The following is a 22,400-nucleotide window of genomic DNA, read 5'->3' on the forward strand; positions in this document are numbered from 1 at the left end:
CGGCCGCCGCCTCCCGGAGAGTTCGGTGAGTGGAACCGCACCCAGGGCCCGGCCCCACTCACCCCGTGCCGTCAGTTGCGCAGGTTCCACTGCTGGTTGGTGCCGCCGTGGCAGGCCCAGAGGTGCACCTTCGTACCGTTCGCGGTGCCCTGGCCGCTCGCGTCGAGGCACAGTCCGGACTGCACGCCGGTGACGGTTCCGTTCGCGTTGACGTTCCACTGCTGGTTGGCCTGACCGTTGCAGTCCCAGATGATCGCCAGGGTGCCGTTGGCGGCGCCCTGGCCGGAGGCGTCCAGGCACTTGTTGCCGTACACGGTCAGTTGCTTGCCCGCGGTGTACGTCCACCGCTGGTTCGTCCCGCCGGTGCAGTCCCAGAGCTGCGCCTGGGTGCCGTTGGTCGTACTCGACCCGCCGATCTCGAGGCAGCGGCCGGACTGACCCCCGACGATCTGCCCGTTCTGCTGGCCACCGCCGCTCTGCGGCCCGGCGGCCGCCATCACGGCCTGGGCGCCCGAGGGCCAGTTGCCGCCCGTCACCGTGACGTTGCCGGAGACGACGTTGCCCCGGTCGCCGTTGGTGACGTTGGTGCTGCCGTTGGTCGACCAGTTGTTGGTGACGGTGAAGTTGCCCATGTTCTCGGCGAACCAGTAGTTGGCGGTGGCCCAGGTACCGGTGTTCGAGAAGACGTTGTTCCGGGCGCTCCAGTACCGTGAGCCCTCGTCGAAATAGATCCCGAAGTAGCCGTTGGTCCGCAGGCAGTAGTTGTCGCTGATCAGCCCGCCCTGGTTCGCCGACAGCGTGTAGACGCAGCCGCCGTCGTTCATCTGCTGCATCACGTCGTGCACGTAGTTGCCGATGAGCCGGTTGTTCGACGCGGTCGTCGGCGTCGAGTACCGCGGCTGGTAGTTGTACAGACCACGGTCGGCGTAGTGGTTACTCCCGCCCGCGTCGTTGGCCCCCCACCCGTATCCCATCGACATACCGGTGTACGGCATGTTGTACACCTCGTTGTACGAGACGGTGGCGTTGGTGACGTACGTGGTCAGCACCGACACGATGCCCCGGTGCTCCACACCGAGGTCGTGCAGCCGGTTGTTGCTGATCGTGATGTCCCGGTTGACCATCCGCTGGTCGCCGGGGTGGTGCGCGTCCGCGCGCACACCGCCCACGATGATGCCGCCGGCCGAGTTGCGGGCGATCTCGGACCTGGTGACGGTGATGTTGCTGGCGCCGAGGCCGACCCCGCTGGCGTGGGCGCTGGGGTCGTTGCCGATCCCGACCGCCGTCTGCCCCAGGTTGACGAACTGTGAGTCGGTGAAGGTGATGTTGTTGGCGGCGGAGATCTGCACGGCGGCGGGCGACTGCAGCCAGTTCGGTCGGGCGGCCTCGAACTGCGGACAGCCGTTGTGGCAGGAGGTGAAGCTGGGCCAGCTCCAGTTGCCCGCGATGTAGGCACCGGTCTGCTGGTCCGCATAACCCTGGTTGCTGCTGGGTCCGAGCCAGCTCGTACCGGTGAAGGTGATCCCGCTGAAGGTCATGTGGTGGGCGGGCGCGTCGTAGCTGCCGCCGAGGTTCACCAGGGACTGGAGCGTGGGCAGTTCCACGCTGACGTTGCTCATGTTCTGGCCGCCGAGCGGGATGTAGGACAGTGCGCCGGTCGCCGGGTCGAGATACCACTCCCCGGGTGCGTCCAGGAACTCGTAGGCGTTGCTCAGGTAGAGCGGACCCGCCCGGTGCGGGCTGGTGAAGGTGTCGTACCCGAAGTTGTTGTTGCTCCAACCGGGCTGCTGCATCGCGATCAGGTTGCCGTTGATGTTCTGCACCGAGACGTACCGGTCGGTGAACGAGCCCACGCTCTCCAGCTGGATCCGGTTCTCGTTGGCCAGGTTGTTCAGGTAGCTCAGCGCACTGTTGGTGAACCTCATGCCGGTGCTGTCCGCGGTGAAGTCGGCCCGGTTGACCTGGGTGCGGGCCCGGGTGGCGATGGCGCCGTCGACGTAGAGCTGCCGGCTGTCGAGACCGGCGCCGACGCTGGCCCGCCAGATGTTCTTGCCGAGGTCCACAAGGGACCAGCCGGTGACCGCGCGGGCACCGCTGATCACGGGGCGGGCCGACGGGGCCGCCTGCCACAGCACCCGGTAGCCGTTCGTTCCGGAGTCGGCGGCCGTCAGCCGAAGCGGGGACGTGAGCCGGTACACCCCGTCGGCCAGCTCGACGACGATGTCGCCGGACATCGAGCCGGTGCGGGATCGGACCGCGGTCTGCGCGCCGGTCAGGGAACACGGCGCGGCGGCGGTGCACGCGGTGCCGCTGCCCGAGGGGGACGCGTAGAGGGTGGTGGTGGCCGCGAGCGCGGGGGTGGCCGAGGTGGCCACCACGGTCGCGGTGGCCACGGTGGTCAACGCCGCCGCGGCTCCGGCCAGCACCCGCCGCCGGGCAGCGGGAACTGAGGGTACGGACACGGGAGGTCTCCTTACCTGCATGGGGGTGGTGTGGTGTGGCCGATGATCCAGATGTGACTGGTCGACGCTGCGCGGCTGTCGACGCTGAGCAGGAGTCGCCGCCGGCAGCAGGCGTGGCCGGGCGCCGCGTCGGACGCGAACCGTGCCGCCGCGAAAGCGTGAACTCGATTGACAGAAGTTCATCATACGAATGATGTGTTTGCAAGGACCGATAGATCTACCTCCGATCGGCCGTCCCGGATGGACGTCCGCCGTGCCCTGCCGAGCCGGACCGGGTCGACGAACGCAAGAGCCGGCGTCTCAGCGGAGGATCCGCCGGAGATAGGACAGGCCGTCCTGGGCGAGCCGATCCTGTGACGGGGCGAGCGGACGCCAGATCGACGCGGCGGTGGCGATGGTCTCGTTCTCGGCGGTGAACGACTCGATACAGACCGCGCCCCGGTAACCGGTGGCGTCCAACGCGGCGAAGAAGCGGGGCCAGTCGAGATGGTCACCGCCGGGAGCGCCCCGGTCGGTGCCACTGACCTGGACATGCTTGATGTACGGGCCGGCCAGGACGAGGGCCCCGTACGGGTCGGCCTCCTCGATGTTCATGTGGTACGTGTCGATCATGATTCCGACGTTCGGCGGCAGGCCGTCGAGCAGTTCCACCGTCTGCTCGACGGTGTTGGCGACACTCGTCTCGTAACGGTTGAGCGGCTCCACACCGATGGAGACGCCCCGCTCCCCGGCGTGGTCGGCGACCGGCGCCAGCGCCCGGCGGAAGTCCGTGTAACAGGCCACGCGAGCCGCCGGGCTCATCCGCCAGGTCCGGCCCACCGCGGCGTAGACCGGCCCCCCGACGCAGGGCGCACCGACGACGGCCGCGCTGTCCACACAGTCCTTCAGGTACGCCACGGTCGCCTCGACGACGGCCGGGGCGGCGTCCACAAGGCCCCGCCCGGGCGGGGTGACCGCGCAGACGCCGGCCGCGGCCAGGCCGTGCGTCGCCAGCAGGTCCCGGGTACGGACCGGATCCCAGTCGCCGGGTTGCTCGATCGGCAGCTCGACCGCGTCGAAGCCGAACGCGGCGATCCGGGGAACCAGCTCGGCCAGGGCCTCGTCGTCGACCGGCGAGGCCCACACCCAGGGATTGACACCGATGGCGTGCAACGGGGCCTACTTCCAGCGCTGCGGGTAGCCGGGCAGGTCGCGGCAGCCACACATGGCGTAGTGCAGCGGCGGCATGTCCGGGTCGAGGTAGCTGTCCAGGTTCTCCCGGGTGACCGTCGGCTGGGGCAGCTTCCACGGGTTGGCCACCTGCTGGCCGTCGAGGATCCGCAGCGCGGCGATGACCGGCGTACGCCACTGGTAGGTCGGATAGGTCGGCGCGATCGCGGTGAGGTTCTTGTCCTTCCAGATCTTCAGGAAGTCGAGCTGGTCCTCGCCGTTCATGGGCGGCACCGGCTTGCCGGCGTCCTGGAACGCCTCGACCGCCGCCACCGCGACCGCGCCGGCGTCCATCCAGACGCCGTCGATCGTGCCGTACCGCTGGAGGTAGTCGTCGACGATCTTCTTGGTCTTGGCCGGGTCGCCGTCGGTGAACTCGACCCCCACGACGTCGACCTTCGCCTTGTCGAAGGCGACCTTCGCGGCGGACCAGCGGGTCTCCAGGACATCGACACCGGGCAGGATCCGCAGGGCGAGCAGCTTGCCCCCGGGCTTCATCTGCTGGCTGACGAACTCGGCTCCGACGTGGCCGAACCCGTACCCACCGATCGGGTTGATGAACGTCACCGGGCACTTCGTGTTCACGCCACGGTCGAAGACGACGACCGGCAGGCCGGCACGGCAGGCCGCCTCGACCGCGGGGGTGAGCGTGGCGGTGGTGTTCGGCGAGACGATGAGCGCGTCGCAGTCCTTGCCGAGCAGGTCGTTGATGTCCGCGATCTGCTTCTGGTCCTTGCCCTCGGCGTCGACGTGGACGAACTCCCTGATCCGGCTCCGCTGCGCCTCGACCTCGGCCTGCATGGTCTTGAACCCGACCTGCCGCCACGGGTTGTTCAGCGCCGCGTTGGAAAAGCAGATCTTGTACGGGCCGGGCTTCTTGAACTTCGCGGTGTCCACCATCGTCGGGTTGAGCGCCTGCTCCCACGGCTTGTCGGCCGGCCCGGTCGGGGTGGCGGCGAGCAGCGCAAGTTCGTCGTCGTAGTCGGCCTGCACGAAGAACTTCGACTGCTCCCCCGTGCCCGCTCCCGGGGCACCGGTGGAGCTGCCCGACGGCGTCGCGGCCGGCTCGTCGGTGGCGCAGCCGACGAGCGACAGCAGGGTGACCGCGGCTACCGCCGCTATGTGACGTCTCACTGGAATCCCCTTATCTGGAAGAGAAACGCAGGGCCGAGACCGCCACGGCGCACAGGATGATCGCGCCCTGGACGGTCGATCTGAGGGCGCCGGAGACGCCGTAGAAGTTCAGGAGGGCGAAGAGCAGCTCGAGGGTCACCGCGCCGAGCATCGCGCCGAGCACCGAACCGCGACCGCCACCCAGTGCGACGCCGCCGAGGACGACCGCGGTGATCGCCCCGAACTCCAGGCCGGCGCCGGCCTGGAACGAGACGCCGCTGTAGCCGCCGAGGAGGATCGCCGCGACCGCCGCCGCAAGTCCGCTGAGTACGAAGGCGGCGGTCCGGGTACGCCAGACCCGCACCCCGGTCAGCTCGGCCGTGCGCGGGTTGTCGCCGACGGCGACCAGCGTGCGGCCGAAGTCGGAACGCATCAGGAACACGGCCAGCCCCGCGAGAACCAGCAGGACGACCAGGGCGTACGGCAGACGACCGAGCACCGGCACGTCCTCGAACGCGCGTCGGCCGAACCGGCGGAACTCCTCGGAGAGCCCGCCCTTCGGAGCGCCGTCGGACCAGAGGTACACCGCGCCGACGAGGATCAGGAACATCCCGAGGGTGGTGATGAACGAGGGCACCCGCAGCCGCGTCGTGACCAGACCGTTCACCAGCCCGACTAACGCACCGCCGACGAGCAGCACCAGTACCACCGGCCAGGTTCGGGACGGATCGCTGTCGACGAGCCGGGCGGCGACGACGACCTGGGCGGTGACCAGGGAGCCGACGGAGAGGTCGAACTCGCCGGAGACGATCACGAAGTACTGGCCGGCCGCGAGCAGGATGATCGGCGCCGAGCGGCCGAGGAACGACATCAGCGACGGCGGGGCGAGGAAGTCGGGCTGCCGGACGGCGACGAGCACCAGCAGCACCGCGAGGATCGTGAGGATCGGCAGGACGCCACCGGCGCGGGACCGCAGGATCCGCAGCGGCAGCGGAGAGCGTTGCACGGTCTGCATGGCTAGGAGTCCGCCTTCCGCACGGCCCGGCGGGCGTAGACGGCGACCGCGGCGATGATGACGGCGCCGCGGATCACCTGCTTGAAGAAGGCGTCCACCTCGAGCTGGTTGAAGATGGCGTCGATGCTGGCGAGCAGCAGCACCCCGCCGACGGTGCCGATGACACCGCCGCGTCCGCCGGCCAGGGCGGTGCCGCCGATCACCACCGCGGCGATCGACTCCAGGTCGTAGAGCCCCTCGGTGCCGACCCGGGGCGCGCCCGAGCCGAGCCGGCTGGCGAGGTAGATCCCGGCGAGCCCGGCGCAGAGCGCGCAGAGCACGTGGGCGGTGACGAGTACCCGGTCGGTGCGGACGCCGGAGAGCCGGGCGACCTCCGGGTCACCGCCGACCGCGACCAGGTGGTGGCCGAACCGGGTCCGGGAGAGCGCGAACCAGGCCGCCCCGGTGACGGCGATCAGCAGCAGGAAGGCCAGCGGTACCGGACCGACGCGCTGGTATCCGAGGGTCTGCACGAGCGAGCGGGCGGTGCTGCCGGCAGGGCCGTCGTAACCGTTGTCGAGGTATCCCTTGAGCAGCAGCCCGACGCCGAGGGTCACGATGAACGCGTTGATCCGGAGCTTGGTGACGAGCAGCCCGTTGAGCAACCCGACGCCCGCGCTCACGGTGAGCGCCAGGCCGACCGCCGGCAGCAGCGCGCCGTCCCGGCCGTCCATCGTCTCGGCCGCGACGAGGGTACTGAGGCTGACCACGTACGCCACGGAGAGGTCGAGCGAGCCGCCGAGGATGACCAGGGTCTGGCCCACGGCGACGAGCCCGAGCCCGGCGGCGACGTGCAGCAGGCTCACCGTCGTCGCCTGGTTGAACAGCTGGCCGCCGTCGATCGTCACGACCAGCCAGCCGATCGCGAGGACGAGGGTCAGGGCCACGAACACGCCCGGTACGGGCCGCCGGGCCGACACGAGTGGAAGGCCACTCACTGGACCGCCTCTGTTCGCGACTGCGGGGCTCGCAAACCCGGCTCACTCCTCACGCTCACTGGACCGCCTCTGTTCGCGACTGCGGGGCTCGCAAACCCGGCTCACTCCTCACGCTCACTGGACCGCCTCTGTTCGCGACTGCGGGGCTCGCAAACCCGGCTCACTCCTCACGCTCACTGGACCGCCTCCCGTACGGTCCCGACCGCCAGGGCGACGACGTCCTCCTCGGTCGCGCCGGCGGGCAACTCGCCCGCGACGCGGCCGTCGCGCAGCACGACGATCCGGTCACTCATCCCCAGCAGCTCCGGCAGGTCGGATGAGACCATCAGGACCGCCGCACCGTCGCGGGCGAGGCGGCGGACCAGATCGTGGATGGCCGACTTCGCCCCCACGTCGATGCCCCGGGTCGGCTCGTCGAAGAGCAGGATCCGCGGGTTGACCGCGAGCCACCGGGCCAGCACGACCTTCTGCTGGTTGCCGCCGGACAGGAAGCGGATCTCCTGGTCGTCACCGGCGGCCCGGACCTGCACCGCGGCGAGCAGCTCGCGGATCCGCCCGATCCGGGCGGCGCGGCCGGACCGGGCCGCGAAGACGGCCCGGCTGGCGAGCAGCGCGTTGTCCAGTACGGACTGCCGGGCGACGATGCCTTCGCCCTTGCGGTCCTCGGTGATGTAGGCGACGCCGGCCCGCATCGCGGCGCGCGGCGAGCGAAGCCGGACCGGTGTGCCGTCGAGCGTGACCTCGCCGGTGGTGAACGGGGCCACCCCGAACAGCGCCCGGGCCAACGCCGACCGCCCGGCGCCCTGGAGCCCGCCGACGCCGAGCACCTCCCCCGCGCGCAGTTCCAGGTCCACGCCGCGCAGCTTCCGGTTGCCCCCGCCCCGGACGGTGAGCCGGACCGGACCCCGGTCCTCGGGGCCGGCCCGGTCCGGGTAGTAGCTGGACAGTTCCCGGCCGACCATGTGTCGCACCAGCTCGTCGGCGGTGGTGTCCGCGGTGGGCACGGTGGTCACCCGGCGGCCGTCCTTCAGGACCGTGATCCGACCGGACAGGTCGAAGACCTCGGCGAGCCGGTGCGAGACGTACAGCAGGCCGATGCCCCGCTCCTGGAGCCGGCGTACCAGCCCGTACAGCAGCTCGACCTCGTGGTCGGCCAGCGCTGCGGTGGGCTCGTCCATGATGAGCAGCCGCGCGTCGAGGGCGAGCGCCTTGGCGATCTCGACGACCTGTTGCTGCGCGACGCCGAGACCTCCCACCCGGGCGTCGGGCGGCAGGGCGGTCTCCCCGATCGAGGCGAGCAGTTGCCCGGTGCGGCGCAGCATCTCCCGACGGTCGACGAGCCTGCGGCGTACCGGCTCGTGTCCCAGGTACACGTTCTCTGCGACGGTGCGCTCCGGCAGCAGGTTGAACTCCTGGTGGATGATGCCGATGCCGGCCCGCTGTGCGTCGCGCGGACTGCGGAACGCGCGTGGTTCACCGGCGAACTCGATGCTCCCCTCGTCCGGGACGTACCCGCCCGAGACGATCTTCATGAGGGTGGACTTCCCGGCGCCGTTCTCACCGACGACGGCGTGCACCTCGCCCGGCGGGACGTCGAGGTCGACACCGTCGAGGACGCGTACCCCGAGGAAGGACTTGCCGATGCCCCGCAGGGCGAGCAGCGGCGCCGGTCGTGGATCTGACATCGCGGAAGCCCTTACAGATAGTAGTCACCGAAGAGGGTTCGTTCACCGCGCGCCGGGTCGTTCTGTTCGCACAGCAGCGAACTTTCGGGCGTGGTACGGAGGCTTACGTTCTGACGTCGCAAACATTCGCTTGACACGAGCGAAACATCACACGTATGAAGATAGATGTTTGGATGCGGCTCCGCAATCCTCGACCTGAGGCGATCGCCGGGCCCGCCACTCGACCGGCAGCGGCGCCGGAGCGAGGAGCCAGACACGGCGGCCCGCGCCTCGGAACCGACGTGAAACACAACCACAGCCATCGATGGATCTCGATAGGTAGCCTATCCCGACACCTTGCAGACCACGGGGCGAGGAACACACCTACGTCACGGTGTGTGACGTCCTGCGGGGCTGACTGCCGTTGCGGCGGACGGCACGACGCGACCAGCACACTCGTGCCCCAGGCGTGCCCAGGCACAACCTGACGCGCCACCGGGCCCGTGGCCGCAATCCCGTTGCCCGCCCGAACTAGGAGACGGCATGCGTCGCAACACATTGATCATCGGAGTGCTCGCCGGCCTGTTACTCTCGCTCGCGCTCATTCCCCCGGCGTCGGCGGCTCCCGCCTTCCGCGCGCTGCTGTTCACCAAGACCACCGGCTACCGGCACGACTCGATCCCCGCCGGGATCTCGATGTTCCAGCAACAGGCGGCGGCGAACAACTTCGAACTGGTGCACAGCGAGGACTCGAACGTCTTCACCCCGGCCAACCTCGCAACCTTCGACGTCCTCATCATGTTCCAGACCTCGGGCATGGTGTGGACCTCGGCGTCCCAGCGCCAGGCGGTGGAGGGCTTCCTCGCCACTGGCAAGGGCATCGTCGCCGTCCACAACGCCACCGACATGGGCATCGAGGGCGAGTACCCGTGGTGGGACCAGACCGTGAACGCCGGTGCCCACATGCCGGAGCACTCCCCCGGCGTGCTGCCCGGCACCGCCATCGTCGCCGACAAGAAGCATCCCTCGACGGCCGGCCTTCCGGACCGGTGGAACCGCAGCGAGGAGTGGTACAACTTCGACAAGAACCCGCGCGGTGACGTCCACGTCCTGGTGACCGCTGACGAACGCACGTACAACCCGGGCTCCCGGGCGATGGGTCCGGACCATCCGATCTCCTGGTGCCGCAACGTGAGCGGCGGCCGGGTCTGGGCCACCGCGATGGGGCACGCCGCCGAGTCCTACAGCGAGACCAACTTCCGCAACCACGTCCTCGGCGGCGTCAAGTGGGCCGCCGGCAACGAGCCCGGCGACTGCGGCGGCACCGTCTGGGGCAACTTCGAGAAGCGCGCCCTCGACGACAACACCGTCGACCCGATGGCGCTGGCGGTGGCACCCGACGGACGGGTGCTCTACGTCCAGCGGGGCGGGCAACTGAAGATCTTCAAGCCGTCCACCAGCACCACCGTCACCGCCGGCACGCTCAGCGTCTACACCGGCGGCGAGGACGGCCTCACCGGCATGGCGCTCGACCCGAACTTCGCCAGCAACGGCCACGTGTACCTGTACCACTCGCCGGCGGGCAGCACGACCGACGTCAACCGGGTCTCCCGCTACACGCTCACCGGCGACACGCTGAACCTCTCCAGCGAGGTCAGGATCATCGACATCCCCGCGTACCGCGACCGTACGTTCCCGGAGCCCGGACACACCGGCGGGTACCTCGAGTTCGGCCCGGACGGGAACCTCTACATCGGCACCGGCGACGACACGCCACCGAACCTCGACCCCAACTGGCAGGGCTACGCCCCGCTGGACTGGCGGCCCGGCAAGGCCAACCTCGACGCCGCCCGGACCGCCGGCAACACCAACGATCTTCGTGGAAAGCTGCTGCGTATCCGGCCCTCGGCCAGCGGCGGCTACACCGTCCCGGCGGGCAACCTCTACCCGCAGGGAACGGCGCAGACCCGGCCGGAGATCTACGCGATGGGCTTCCGCAACCCGTTCCGCTTCTCGATCGACCCGGCGAACGGCTGGGTCTACCTGGCCGACTACGGGCCCGACCGGAACCCCCCGACCACCAACCGCGGCCCGGAAGGGCTCGTCGAACTCAACGTGATCAAGTCCCCCGGCAACTACGGCTGGCCGTTCTGCCACGGCGACAACCAGCCCTACGCCCCGTACAACCCGGACACCGGCACCGTCGGAGCCAAGTTCAACTGCACCGCGCCGGTCAACAACTCGCCCAACAACACCGGCCTGACCACCCTGCGGCCGGTCGTCGCGCCGCAGATCTGGTACGGCTACGGCACCTCGCCGACCTTCCCGGAACTCGGCTCCGGCGGCTCCGCGCCGATGGGTGGGCCGGTCTACCGGTACGACCCGGCGAACCCGTCCGCGACGAAGTTCCCGCCCTACTACGACGGCGTGCACTTCTTCTACGAGTGGTCGCGCAACTACATCAAGGAGGTCCACTTCGACTCGGCCACGACGGTCACCCGCACCAACCCGTTCCTGCCCGCCGGCAACTTCAACAAGCCGATGGACCTGGAGTTCGGTCGGGACGGCTCGCTCTACCTGCTCGAGTGGGGCACCAACTTCGGCGGCGGCAACAACGACTCCGGGCTCTACCGGATCGACTACATCCAGGGTGGACGATCGCCGATCGCCAGGACCACCGGTACGCCCACCAGCGGCAACGCGCCGCTGACCGTCCAGTTCAGCAGCACCGGTACGGCCGACCCCGATCCCGGCGACACGCTGCGCTACCAGTGGACCTTCGGCGACGGCACCACCTCGACAGCGGCCAGCCCGTCGCACGTCTACACCACCAACGGCAACTACACGGCGCAGTTGAAGGTCACCGACAGCACCGGCAAGACCGGCTTCGCGAACGTGCAGATCACCGTCGGCAACACCGCGCCGGTGGTCACCATCACCACCCCGCCCAACGGCGGCATGCTCACCTTCGGCGACAAGGTGTCCTACACGGTCAACGTCTCCGACCCCGGGGGCGCCCCGATCGACTGCACCAAGGTGTTCGTCAAACCCGCCCTCGGGCACGACGACCACCACCACGAGACCACGGACTACCCGGGTTGCTCGGGCACCATCTCCACCGACCTACTCGGCGGACACCCCGACGGCGCCAACCTGTACTACGTACTCAACGCCCACTACACGGACGACGGCGGCGCCGGCGGCGCGGCCCCGCTCACCGGCTACGGGCAGGCGATCCTCCAGTCGAAACACAAGCAGGCCGAGTACTACAGCAGCCAGTCCGGCACCCGGATCGTCGACCAGGCCGGCGCCGAGAGCGGCAAACGCGTCGGGGACATCTCCAACAACGACTGGATCGCCTTCACCCCGATGAGCCTGTCGGGCATCACCAACGTCAGCTACCGACTGTCGTCGCCGTCCGGCGGCGGCACCATCGAGCTGCGCGCCGACTCGCCAACCGGAACGCTGCTGGCCACCACCCCGGTGCCCAGCACCGGCGGCTGGGACAACTACCAGTCCACGCCACCGGTGAACGTCGCCGCTCTCGCCGGAACCCACACGCTCTACCTGGTGTTCAAGGGCAGCGCGAACAACTGGTTCGACCTCGACTCGCACACCTTCGGCGGCGCCGGGGTCGGCGTTCCCAACACCGACGGCATAGCGGGCCGGACCTGGACGCTCACCGCGCAGCACAGCGGCAAGCTGATGGACGTCAGCGGCGTCTCCACCGCCGACGGCGCCCAGATCCACCAGTGGGCGGCCACCGGTGGCGACAACCAGAAGTGGCAGGCCGTCGACGCCGGTGCTGGTGCGGTCTACCTGAAGGCGGTACACAGCGGCAAGTGCGTCGAGGTGACCGGCGGCTCCACCACTGCGGGCGCCTTCCTCCAGCAGGCCACCTGCAACAACGGCAACCAGCAGAAGTTCACCGCCACGCCGACCGGAACCTCCGGGGTGTACACGGTGAAGAGTGTGCCCAGCGGGCACTGCGTGGACGTCAACGGCGCCGCAACCAGCGACGGAGCCCGGCTGTTGCAGTGGAACTGCCTCGGCAGCACCAACCAGCAGTGGCGGTTCACCGCGGCCTGACGGGACCGCGGCTGCCGCGTGGTCAGTGACGTCCCGGTCGGCACCGGCCTCCAGCAGGAACGGAACCGGTTCCGACCGGGACGTCGGCGTCGACCAGGGCGGGCCGGCCCGCCCTACCCGGGCGACGGCGCCAGCAGCCCGGCCGCCACCAGCGCGTCCCAGATTTCGTCGTCCGGCACGGTGGCCGCCGACCGCCGCACGGCCTCGGTCAGCTGAGACCCGTTCCGGACGCCGACCCCGGTCGAGACCACGGCCGGGTACCGGCGGACGAAGGCGAGCGCCGCCTGCGGCAGGGTGACGCCGTACGTCTCGCAGACCCCGGACGGCCGGACGGCCCACAGGTGGTGGTGCGCGTCGAGGACCCGGCACCTGACCGCCCGTCATCGGCCCAGCCAGCCGCCGTCCACGGGCAGCACGATCCCGTTGACGTAGTCCGAGGCCGCCGACGCCAGGAACACGGTGGCGCCGCCGAGGTCGTCGGCGCGCCCCCACCGGCCCGCCGGGATACGGGCGAGAATGGCCCGGTCACGGTCGGGGTCGTCGTGCAGCGCCCGGGTGTTGTCGGTGGCGATGTAACCGGGTGCGATGGCGTTGACGTTCACCCCACGGGGCGCCCACTCGTTCGCCAGCGCCTTGGTCAACCCGGCCACGCCCGACTTCGACGCGGCGTACCCGGGAACGGTGATGCCGCCCTGGAAACTCAGCAGCGACGCGGTGAAGATGACCTTCCCTCGACCGCGCTCCACCATGGTCCGGCCGATCTCCCGGCTCAGCACGAACTGGCTGCTCAGGTTCACCTCGATGACGTGGTCCCACATCTCGTCCGGGTGCTCGGCGGCCGGGGTACGGGCGATCGTGCCGCCGTTGTTCACCAGGATGTCGATCGGCCCGAGCGCGGTGAGGTCCCGGGCCAACCGGTGTACCGCCGCTCGGTCGGCGAGATCGGCCCGCAGCGCGGTGAACCGGCGGCCGGCTGCCCGTACCCGGCGTTCCACCTCGCTTCCGTCCGGTTCCATCTGGGCGGAGACGCCGACGACGTCGGCGCCGGCCAGGGCTAGGGCCTCGGACATGGCCAGACCGATTCCGCGCCGGGCGCCGGTCACGACGGCGGTCCGGCCGGACAGGTCGAACAAGGTGGTCACCGGTTGGCCTCCCGCCAGTCGAGCAGCACCTTCAGCACGCCGCCGCCCTCCAGGGCCGTGAACGCGGCGTTCACGGCTTCGACGGGCTCGACCCGGGAGATGAGCCGTTCCGCCGGAATCGCGCCGGACGCGACCAACCGAATCGCCTCCGCCATGTCGGCCCGTTGGTACAGGCGGGCGCCGAACAGCTCCAACTCGCGCCAGAAGAACCGGTGCAGGTTGACCTCCCGGGGCCGGGGGTGGATCGCCACCATCACCAGCCGGCCCCGGGTGGTCAGCACGTCCACCGCCGTGGCGACGCCGGACGCGGAGCCGGAGACCTCGAAGGCGATGTCGGCGCCCGCGCCGTCGGTGCGGTCGTTCACCAGCGCCACGACGTCGGTCGTCCCCGGGTCGACGGCCTCGATTCCCATCCCGCCCGCGGCGGCACGCCGGAACGGATCCGGCTCGACGAGGAGCACCCGCGCGCCGCAGCCCTTCGCGACGGTGGCGATCAGGACCCCGACGGGCCCGCCGCCGACCACGATCACCTGGTCGTCGGCGGTCACGTTTCCCCGCCGGACGTCGTGTACCGCGACCGCGACCGGTTCGACGAGCGCGGCGTGGTCGAGCGGCAGTTCCTGGGGCAGTGGCAGGACCAGATCCGCCGGGACGTTCCAGGACGACTGCATGGCGCCCGGCGAGTCGATGCCGAGGAAGTCCATGGCGTGGCAGATGTGGGAGTTGCCGCGCCGGCAGGCGGCGCACTCCCCGCACGAGCGGGTCGGCATCACGGTGACGGCCTGGCCGACGGACCAGCCGGTGGTCTCCGCTCCGACGGCCGCGATCCGCCCGGACATCTCATGTCCGATGATCGCCGAGGCGCCGACCCGGGCATCCATGTCCCCGTGGTAGATGTGCAGGTCGGTGCCGCAGATCCCGGTGTAGGCCACCGCGATCCGCACCTGGCCGCGACCCGGCGGTTCCGGGTCACGATCCTCGATTCCGAGGTGGCGCGCCCCCCGGTAGACCACTGTCCTCATCGATCCTCCGTCTCGGTGGTCGGTACGTCGTTCGTCCCGACCGGGCGGGACCGGGGCGCAACGCCGTGGCGGAGCACCCACGATTGCCTGTTCTGGCGGTCAGCTCGGGCTGAATTCGGTGAAGCTGAACTGGCCCGTCACGGGTACCGGGGCCGTTGTCGTCGGCGTTGGCGGCTCCGGTGGGAGCGACCACGACCGTGCGGGCCGCCGGGCTGCTCCGGCGCTCCCGGCCGGCGGCCCGGCGCCCACTCCGGCGGCCCGGCGCACTCCGGGGGCCAGCGGCGCGGCGGCATCCGCGCTGGTTCGTCTGGACGGTACGGGCGAGGGGCACGCGGAGGTCCTTTCGGTACGCGGACCGGTTGGGTCAGTGGCGTGCGGTGGACGACACGTCGTTGTGGGAGTGCAGCGGCGCGCCGGGGAACCGCCGCGCGGGGGCGATGACGTCGACCCCGGCCAGTAGTCGCCGTCCGGCCCGCTCGGGCCGGACGTGGGGGCCCTCGGACGTCTGCGCCTCCGGGTGCCGAGTGGTCGCCCGGATCTGGTCCTCGTCGACCCGGACGCCCAGGCCGGGCGAGTCACCGAGCACGAAGGCACCGTCCTCGACGTGCAGGTCGATGGAGACCCCGACCGGTGGAGCCAGGTCCTGCAACTCGCTGGTCAGGTGGTTCGGCACCGAGGTCGCGGCGTGCAGCAGCCCGACCGGACTGTTGCCGATCGGGCTGACCGGCAGGTCGTGCGCGTGCGCCAGGGCGGACGCCCGCAGGAAGTGGGTGACTCCCCAGACCGCGGCCATCTGCACGATGTCGACCGCACCGGCGGCGATCAGGGGACGGTACTGCTCCAGCCCGGTAAGGTTCTCCCCGGTGGCGACCGACGCCCGCACTCCCCGGCCGACGGCGGCGAGGCCCTCGGCGTCCCAGCGCCGGACGGGTTCCTCGATCCAGATGAGGTCGAGGGTGCGTTCGAGTTCGTAGACGTGCCGGACGGCCTGCTTGCGGGTCCACGCCTCGTTCACGTCGAGCATCAGACCCGGCCGCAGTCCGTGCCCGGCCTCGGTCAGCACATCCCCGACCAGGCAGAGGCGGTGCCGGTCGCGCTCGATGTCGAGACCGCCCTTGAGCTTGGCGGCCCGCAGGCCGTACCGGGCGTAGACCTCGTACGTCGCGACGAGTTCGTCGTCGGTCAGCCCGATGTCCAGGCCGGACGCGTAGGCGGGCACCCGCCGGTCACGTCCGCCCAGCAGCCGCCACAGTGGCTCGCCGGCCGCCTGTGCCTTGATGTCCCACAGGGCGGTGTCGAGCGCGCCGATGGTGCCGAAGACCGGGCCCGCGTGGCCCGCCTTGAAGGTGTGCCGCAGCATGCGGTCGTAGAGGGTCGTCACGGCGCGGGGGTCTTCGCCGTCGATGGCCGCGAAGATCCGCTCGATCTCCACGTGCGGCCCGAGGCCGACCCCCGAGATGCCCTCGTCGGTCTCCACGATGACGATCGACACCGGGACCACCCCGTCGGAGAAGACGCCGTTGGCGTCGCCGACGGGCCGCCCCCACTCCTGGACCGTGGTGAGTGTCCGATATCCGGTGATCCGCATGTCAGCCCTTCGTGGAACCGGCGGCGACGCCGTCGGCGATCTGGCGCTGGAGGAACAGGTAGACCACCAGGACGGGAACAGCGGCGATCAGGACCCCGGACGCAAAGGTGGGGATGTCGTCGGAGTACTGCCCCCGCAACGAGGTGACGCCGACCATGAGGGTCCGATGGTCGGCCGAGGGCATCATCACCAGCGCCATGAGGACGTCGTTCCAGCAGAACAGGGCGTTGAGGATGCCGACCGACAGCAGTGCCGGGGTGCCCAGGGGCAGCATGATCCGGCGGTACACGCCGTACACGCTGTTGCCGTCGATCCTGGCCGCGTCGACGATCTCCGGCGGGATGGTCTTGTAGTAGCTCGTCATCAAGAAGACGGTGAAGGGCAGGAACTGGGCCACGTAGACGAGGACCAGCCCGGGGTACGTGTCGATGAGACCGCTGTCTGCCATGATCCGGGCGAGCGGCACCATGATCACCTGGAACGGCACGAACAGTCCCGCGAGACAGCCCAGGAACAGCGCCGTCGAACCGCGGAACCGCAACTGGCTCAGGGCGAAACCGGCCATCGAGCCGAACAGCAGCAGCAGGACCACCGACGACGTCACCACGAGCAGCGAGTTGACGAAGTACCGGCCCATGCCGACGCTGCTCCAGGCCGTGCTGACGTTCTCCCAGCGCAGCGCGTCGGTCAGGGAGAACCGGTCGAGGATGTAGTCACGCCGGGTCTTCATCGCGACGTTGGCGGTGAACAGCAGGGGGTAGACAGTCGCCAGCGCGAGCAGCGCCATCGGGATGGCAACCAGCCACCGGCCCAGACGGATGCGAGACATCAGTCCTCTCTTCCCGCCCGCTTGAGCAGCTTGATCTGGAGCAGCCCGACGACGATCATGATCACGAAGAGCACCGTCGACGCGGCCGACGCGAGGGCCGGTCGGTTCATCTGGCCCTGCTGGATCCAGATGTAGTACTCCGGCAGGTACGTCGCCCCCTCCGGACCACCGCTGGTCATGACGTAGAGCAGACCGAACATGGACGTCAGCATCCCGATCATCGTGGTCACGAAGACGAACTGGATGGTGCGCGACAGGCCCGGGATGATCACGTGCCAGATGACCTGGGGTAGCGCCGCCCCGTCCACCCGGGCGGCGTCCAGGAGCGCGGTGTCCAGGGTGGCGAACCCGGCGAGGAACACCACCAGGGCCATGCCGAAGGTCGCCCAGACATGCACCCCGACCACCATGAAGATGGCGACGTCCGGGTCCCCGAGCCAGTCCACGGGACCGATGCCGACCGACCCGAGAACGGCGTTGAGCGGGCCGTCGAAGGCGAGCAGGAGGTTGAAGATCGCGCCGACGATGACCGGGGAGAGCACCGCGGGGAAGAAGTACACGCCGCGGTACACCCGATGACCGGGCACCCGGAGGTAGATGAACGTCGCGAGCAGCCCCGGAATCGCCACCGCCACCGGAAGCAACAGCACCAGCAGTCCCACGTTGCCCAGCGCGGTCCGGAACAGCGGATCCCGGAACAGCTGCAGGTAGTTGTCGAGACCGACCGCCACCCCGTTCCGCTCACCGTCGCCGGTGAAGGAGAAGTTGACCCCGAGAAGCAGCGGGTAGAGCCGCATCACCACGATGATCAGGACGGCCGGGGCCACCAGGACGTAGGGGGCGAGGCGCTCGGACCGCAGGCCACGGGTGCGCCGGGAACGGGCGCCGCCGCGATGGGTGGCGAACCCGGCCGCCGCCCCGTCGGTCCGACCGGCGCGGGCCGGCCGGACCGACGGCGGTACGTTTCCGATCGGCACGGGTTCAGCCCGCCTGGTCGGAAGCGGCCAACTGCTTCACCACCTCGTCGACGGTTGTCGAGCCGCTGAGCAGTTGCTGGGAGAGCCGACCCATCAGGTCCAGCGTCGTCGAGGAGAGCGCCACGTGCAGGGCCGGCTTGCCGCCTTTGATCTCGGAGACGATCGTGGCGACGGCCGCGCCACCCTGCGACACGTCGATCGTGGTGTCGGCGGCGATCGCACCGGCCTCGGCGTAGAAGGCCTTCAGCGCGTCGGTCGAGGTCAGCGCCCGCACCAGGTCGGCGGCCACCTTCGGGTCCTTCGTCCACCGGGCGACCCCGTAGCCGATGCCGCCGTCGTACGGCAGGCTCGGGGTGGTCCCGGCGGTGACGACCGGGGCGTCCATGACGCCGAGCTTGTCGGCCGTCAGGAACTCGTTGAAGTCCTTCCAGTGCCCCACGTCCGACATCAGCCCGATGACGTGGGCGGCCTTACCGGACTGGAAGAGTGCGAAGGAGTCGTTGAACATCGCGGTCGAGTTGGCCCCGTCGTTGTTCAGACCCGCGTCGCCGGCCTCCTTCCAGAGCTGGAAGACCCGCTTGACGTTGGGCGAGGTCCAGTCGCGCTTCCCGGCGATCCAGTTGTCGTACTCCTGCGCGGTGAGGATGCCCGACGCCAGGCCCGAGAGCCAGAACTGGATCCCGACACCCTCCTTGTTGCCGAGGGCGAAGCACTTGGCGCCGGCCTTGGCGATGGCGGCGCAGTCGGCGACGAACTCGCTCCACGTGGTGGCCGGGCTCGCCGGATCGATCCCGGCCTTCTCGTAGAGCGCCTTGTTGTAGTAGATGGGGTGGCCCTGCAGCGTCACCGGGCCGGCGTAGATCTTGCCTTCCTTGCTGAACGCGTCCCAGCCGGCCAGCCGCTGCTTGTCCTCGGCCACGTACTCGTCCAGCGGCACCAGCGCGTCCACCCGGTCACGGATCTGACCGCCTCCGTTGAACAGGATGACGTCCGGGCCCTTGCCGGACTGGATCGCCGCACCGAGCAGCGTGTAGTACTGGTCGAAGGGCTGGGCGACGAACTCGACCGTCACGTCCGGATGCTTCTTCGCGAAGTCCGCCTTCGCCTTCTCGATATAGGGTGCGGCAGAAGCCTCGCCAGACTTCCAGTCCCACACCACCAGCTTGCCCTCCGACCCACCCTGCGACGAGTCCGACCCTGTGGCACTTCCGCAGCCGGCCAGCGCCAGTCCCACAACGAGGATGGCCGGCCATATTGCTCGCTGTTTCATCGTTGTCACCCTTTGAATGAGGGGTGGCCGGCGAACCGACCGTCAGGCGTCATCATTACGCGGAAACGTAACTCGTATGATGTCTGCCCGTCAACGGTCGGCCGTACACTGACCACGGACACCGGGCTACCAGCGCGGTGAGCCACCCGGAGGGGACATGACGCGATCGCAGGAGACCGCCTTGAATGCTGCAGCGCCCCCGGCCTGGACGCGACGACCGACCAACCTCGCCCGGGCCGTCACCGCCGAGCTGGTGGAGCGCATCGTCCGCGGGACACACCCGTCCGGGACGTCGCTCCCGCCCGAGCCGGTGCTCTGCGAGACCTTCTCCGTGAGCCGGACCGTCGTCCGGGAAGCGGTGAAGATCCTTCAGGAGAAGGGGCTGGTACAGGTTCGCCAGGGCGCCGGCACCATGGTCACCCCGCCGTCGTCGTGGGACATGCTCGACGAACTCGTCCTCGCGGCCACCATCGCCGAGGACGACAGCCTCGCCATCCTCGACGACCTCGTCGTCACCCGGCGGGTACTCGAGTCCGACATGGCGAACGTCGCCGCCCGGCTGGCGGACCAGGAGACCATCGAGCGGTTACGCGGTCAGGTGAAGCGGATGGACGAACTCGTCGACGACCACGTCACCTACCACGAACATGACCGCGCCTTCCACGACACGATCATGCAGGCGTCCGGCAACCGCATCGCCCGTGGTGTCGTACGCGCGCTGGAGAGTCAGGTCGTCAACACCTCCCGGTACATGGGCCGGACCGAACGTTCGCTGTGCGTAGCGTCCAACCGCGGGCATCGGCGCATCTACGAACGCATCGCCGCCCACGACCCGGACGGCGCCGCCGAGGCGATGTTCACCCACATCACCGAGGCCTGGCTCGTCCGCCGCAGCGGAACGGGCAGCCCCAGCCGTCTCCAGCGGTGAGCTATCGCCGGACGGACGGGCTCCCGGTACGCAGCGGGTGCCAGCACCCCTGCTCGCCACGAGCCCGCCCGTCAGGTCCTTCCGACCCGTCTCAGGAGAACTGCGCGAAGAACCGCCAGATCTCGCCCTTGGTCCAGGTGGTGATGCCGCTCTCGGCATAGGTCCCGTCCACCGGACCGGGCATGTGTCCGTTGTCGAACGCGGCCCACTGCACGGGGTAGCCGGACCGGCATCCCGAGTAGGCGGTGGTGACGTGCGTCCGGCTACCCGCCCCCGGCTCCGGCGGGCTCTGCGCGGTGCAACCGTTGTTCCGGACGAACGTGTCCCGCAGCGACCGCCCCTGCGAGATGTTGAGGACGTTGTCCGAGATGCCGTGCAGCCCGAAGTACGCGATCGGCTGAGTACCGCCGCTACACCCGCTGATCTGCGCTCCGGCGATGACCGCGACGGCCCGGAACACGTTCGCCCGGGCGCAGGCGAGCGCGTAGCTCATGCCGCCGCCCCAGCTGAAGCCGAGGGCGAAGCGCTGCCTCGGGTTGACGCAGAGGTCCGCCTCGATTCGCCGGATCATGTCGTCGACGAATGTCACGTCCTCGCCGCCGGCATTGCCCCAACCGTTGCCGAGCCCCTGGGGCGCGACCAGGATCGCGCTGTTGCCCGACTGTTCCTGCTGGCCGTAGTAGGACCAGGCGGCCCCACTGGTGCCGCCCGAGGAGATGTCCTGCATGGTGCCGCCCCGCCAGTGGAATGCGAAGATCAGCCGGTAGGGGTTGCTGTTGTTGTAGTTTGCCGGCACCCGCAGGATGAAGGAACGGCTCTTGCCGTTGCTCTGGATCGTGTGCGTGCCGCTCGACAGCGTCGGGGCCTTGCCGCAGCCGGTACCACCCTGCGGTGGCTCGCCGCCGTCGACGCGGGCGAGCTGCCACTGCTGGTTCGTGCCGTTCCAGTCGGAGTACTGCACGACGTTCCCGCCGTCCGCCGAGGATGCGCCCTGTACCTCGACGACCTTGCCGCTGTGCCGGCTGACCAACCGCACGTGCCCCCCGTCGGAGTCGGCCAGCCGGAACTGCTGGTTCGTCGCGTTGAGGTCGGACCACTGCACGATCGCACCGCCGTCGGCGGTCGACCAGTCGTGCACGTCGAGGACCTTGCCGGAGTGCCGGGACTTCAGCCGGTAGTAGCCGCCGCCCGAGTCCACGAACTGCCACTGCTGGTTCGCGCCGTTGTTCCGCGTCCACTGGCTGATCCGCGCGCCGTCGTTGGTGGCCGAGGCGTACAGGTCCAATGCCTTGCCGCTGTTCCGGTTCACCAGCACGTACCAGGCGTTGGTGTCCACGGTCGCCGCCGACGCGGGCGCGGCGTTCACCGCGACGAGCGTCCCGGCCGCGACGACCGCCGCCGCCGCGACGGCCAGCCCTGACCGCCAGCGATGTCTCTGTGGAGAGGCGGGCCGAGCCTCACCGGTGGCCTTCATGATCCGCTCCTTCGGTCGGGGTCGCACGCAAGCAGAACGGACGCGTGCGCCCAGGGGTGGTGCCGGCGTCCGGTGGTGGCGTCGGCACGTGAAGTGATCCGCGGCCTCCACGCGGCCACCGCCCCCCGAATGTCCGGCCCTGCCCTGGGCCGGCGATGCGGCGAGTCCGCGCGAATCGCGGCGATGCATCGTCAGGGCTCCCGGCAGCGACCTGACCCGCGATCGACAAGTTAGCGCTCACATCATCATACGTCAAACGACTCATGTCAATGCCGAACCCGCCCGCTCGACCGCTGTCGCCTGTCGGCGGCCCGAACGTCTCCGAGACCGCCAGGGTCATCCCGGCGGCCTTGAATGGCTTAGATGTCGACCGAAGCGCATCCACGGCCGCCCTGGGTTGCGAACCGCCCGCAGCACCGTGCGTCGGGGGACACGCACCCGAAACTCGACCAACACGAGTCCACTCCGGACACAGACTTCCGATGAGCGCGCTCGGTAACACCTTTCAGTGTCGATGACGAGACGGCAAAGGAGCAGAACATCACAGCGCGTTTCTGTTATGGGAAGCGGTGGCACATGGTCCCAGCCGCCTCACCGCGCGCCGCCATGCCGCGACGGACGCAGATTCCCGCTGGACGCCG

15 protein-coding genes are annotated in these 22,400 nt (G+C 69.7%); 2 read left to right on the forward strand and 13 right to left on the reverse strand.

Features of this window, described 5'->3' with window-relative positions; translation table 11 throughout:
* Window positions 1–71 precede the first annotated feature (71 nt).
* The 6 genes from ACQEVC_RS36375 to ACQEVC_RS36400 all read right to left on the reverse strand — a co-directional run bounded on the left by ACQEVC_RS36375 (window position 72) and on the right by ACQEVC_RS36400 (window position 8,461).
* Entirely contained in the window at window positions 72–2,462 is a 2,391-nt protein-coding gene (locus ACQEVC_RS36375) for an RICIN domain-containing protein (protein WP_432887232.1), read from the reverse strand.
* Window positions 2,463–2,762: 300 nt separating this feature from the next.
* Window positions 2,763–3,614, reverse strand: coding sequence for a sugar phosphate isomerase/epimerase family protein (locus ACQEVC_RS36380; protein WP_432887234.1), 852 nt, complete (start codon window positions 3,612–3,614; stop codon window positions 2,763–2,765).
* 6 nt (window positions 3,615–3,620) lie between these two features.
* Window positions 3,621–4,805, reverse strand: a complete 1,185-nt coding sequence (locus ACQEVC_RS36385; RefSeq protein WP_432887237.1) for a substrate-binding domain-containing protein — start codon at window positions 4,803–4,805, stop codon at window positions 3,621–3,623.
* 10 nt (window positions 4,806–4,815) lie between these two features.
* Window positions 4,816–5,799 carry an ABC transporter permease gene (locus ACQEVC_RS36390; RefSeq protein WP_432887240.1) on the reverse strand — a complete coding sequence of 328 codons (984 nt, stop codon included), beginning with the start codon at window positions 5,797–5,799 and terminating at the stop codon, window positions 4,816–4,818.
* A gap of 2 nt (window positions 5,800–5,801) precedes the next feature.
* The gene (locus ACQEVC_RS36395; protein ID WP_432887243.1) at window positions 5,802–6,776 is read right to left on the reverse strand and encodes an ABC transporter permease; all 975 of its coding nucleotides are present in this window, start codon (window positions 6,774–6,776) and stop codon (window positions 5,802–5,804) included.
* A 173-nt stretch (window positions 6,777–6,949) separates the two neighbouring features.
* Entirely contained in the window at window positions 6,950–8,461 is a 1,512-nt protein-coding gene (locus ACQEVC_RS36400) for a sugar ABC transporter ATP-binding protein (RefSeq protein ID WP_432887246.1), read from the reverse strand.
* Window positions 8,462–8,983: 522 nt separating this feature from the next.
* Between ACQEVC_RS36400 and ACQEVC_RS36405 the strand changes: the two genes are divergently transcribed.
* Window positions 8,984–12,529: a ThuA domain-containing protein gene (locus ACQEVC_RS36405; RefSeq protein WP_432887249.1), complete on the forward strand. Its 3,546-nt coding sequence runs from the start codon at window positions 8,984–8,986 to the stop codon at window positions 12,527–12,529.
* Window positions 12,530–12,909: 380 nt separating this feature from the next.
* Here the strand turns inward: ACQEVC_RS36405 and ACQEVC_RS36410 are convergent, their stop codons facing one another.
* From ACQEVC_RS36410 to ACQEVC_RS36435, 6 genes are all read right to left on the reverse strand, one after another.
* Window positions 12,910–13,671 (reverse strand): SDR family oxidoreductase, encoded by a 762-nt coding sequence (locus ACQEVC_RS36410; protein WP_432887251.1) that lies wholly within the window; start codon window positions 13,669–13,671, stop codon window positions 12,910–12,912.
* A complete protein-coding gene (locus ACQEVC_RS36415; protein ID WP_432887254.1) occupies window positions 13,668–14,693 on the reverse strand; it encodes a zinc-dependent alcohol dehydrogenase in 1,026 nt (341 codons plus the stop codon). Before ACQEVC_RS36415 ends, ACQEVC_RS36410 begins: the two co-directional genes overlap by 4 nt.
* 364 nt (window positions 14,694–15,057) lie before the next feature.
* On the reverse strand, window positions 15,058–16,281 hold the full coding sequence (locus ACQEVC_RS36420; RefSeq protein WP_432887257.1) for a mandelate racemase/muconate lactonizing enzyme family protein: 1,224 nt from the start codon (window positions 16,279–16,281) through the stop codon (window positions 15,058–15,060).
* A 1-nt stretch (window position 16,282) separates the two neighbouring features.
* The gene (locus tag ACQEVC_RS36425) at window positions 16,283–17,110 is read right to left on the reverse strand and encodes a carbohydrate ABC transporter permease (protein ID WP_432887259.1); all 828 of its coding nucleotides are present in this window, start codon (window positions 17,108–17,110) and stop codon (window positions 16,283–16,285) included.
* Window positions 17,110–18,087: a carbohydrate ABC transporter permease gene (locus ACQEVC_RS36430; protein ID WP_432887262.1), complete on the reverse strand. Its 978-nt coding sequence runs from the start codon at window positions 18,085–18,087 to the stop codon at window positions 17,110–17,112. Before ACQEVC_RS36430 ends, ACQEVC_RS36425 begins: the two co-directional genes overlap by 1 nt.
* Before the next feature lie 4 nt (window positions 18,088–18,091).
* Window positions 18,092–19,357 carry an ABC transporter substrate-binding protein gene (locus ACQEVC_RS36435; protein ID WP_432887265.1) on the reverse strand — a complete coding sequence of 422 codons (1,266 nt, stop codon included), beginning with the start codon at window positions 19,355–19,357 and terminating at the stop codon, window positions 18,092–18,094.
* Window positions 19,358–19,538: 181 nt separating this feature from the next.
* Between ACQEVC_RS36435 and ACQEVC_RS36440 the strand changes: the two genes are divergently transcribed.
* The gene (locus tag ACQEVC_RS36440; protein ID WP_432887268.1) at window positions 19,539–20,285 is read left to right on the forward strand and encodes a FadR/GntR family transcriptional regulator; all 747 of its coding nucleotides are present in this window, start codon (window positions 19,539–19,541) and stop codon (window positions 20,283–20,285) included.
* A 91-nt stretch (window positions 20,286–20,376) separates the two neighbouring features.
* On the opposite strand, the gene ACQEVC_RS36445 is transcribed toward ACQEVC_RS36440, so the two are convergent.
* Window positions 20,377–21,759: an RICIN domain-containing protein gene (locus ACQEVC_RS36445; RefSeq protein WP_432887271.1), complete on the reverse strand. Its 1,383-nt coding sequence runs from the start codon at window positions 21,757–21,759 to the stop codon at window positions 20,377–20,379.
* Window positions 21,760–22,400 lie beyond the last annotated feature (641 nt).

It is taken from the genome of Plantactinospora sp. CA-294935, from assembly GCF_050936445.1.
Taxonomy (GTDB): Bacteria; Actinomycetota; Actinomycetes; order Mycobacteriales; family Micromonosporaceae; genus Plantactinospora.

What these genes read in the sequence shown, in the direction of transcription:
- ACQEVC_RS36400 (WP_432887246.1), bottom strand. Translation starts at nt 8,461, where the DNA reads ATGTCAGATCCACGACCGGCGCCGCTGCTCGCCCTGCGGGGCATCGGC.
- ACQEVC_RS36390 (WP_432887240.1), bottom strand. Translation starts at nt 5,799, where the DNA reads ATGCAGACCGTGCAACGCTCTCCGCTGCCGCTGCGGATCCTGCGGTCC.
- ACQEVC_RS36435 (WP_432887265.1), bottom strand. Translation starts at nt 19,357, where the DNA reads ATGAAACAGCGAGCAATATGGCCGGCCATCCTCGTTGTGGGACTGGCG.
- ACQEVC_RS36420 (WP_432887257.1), bottom strand. Translation starts at nt 16,281, where the DNA reads ATGCGGATCACCGGATATCGGACACTCACCACGGTCCAGGAGTGGGGG.
- ACQEVC_RS36405 (WP_432887249.1), top strand. Translation starts at nt 8,984, where the DNA reads ATGCGTCGCAACACATTGATCATCGGAGTGCTCGCCGGCCTGTTACTC.
- ACQEVC_RS36425 (WP_432887259.1), bottom strand. Translation starts at nt 17,110, where the DNA reads ATGTCTCGCATCCGTCTGGGCCGGTGGCTGGTTGCCATCCCGATGGCG.
- ACQEVC_RS36415 (WP_432887254.1), bottom strand. Translation starts at nt 14,693, where the DNA reads ATGAGGACAGTGGTCTACCGGGGGGCGCGCCACCTCGGAATCGAGGAT.
- ACQEVC_RS36445 (WP_432887271.1), bottom strand. Translation starts at nt 21,759, where the DNA reads ATGAAGGCCACCGGTGAGGCTCGGCCCGCCTCTCCACAGAGACATCGC.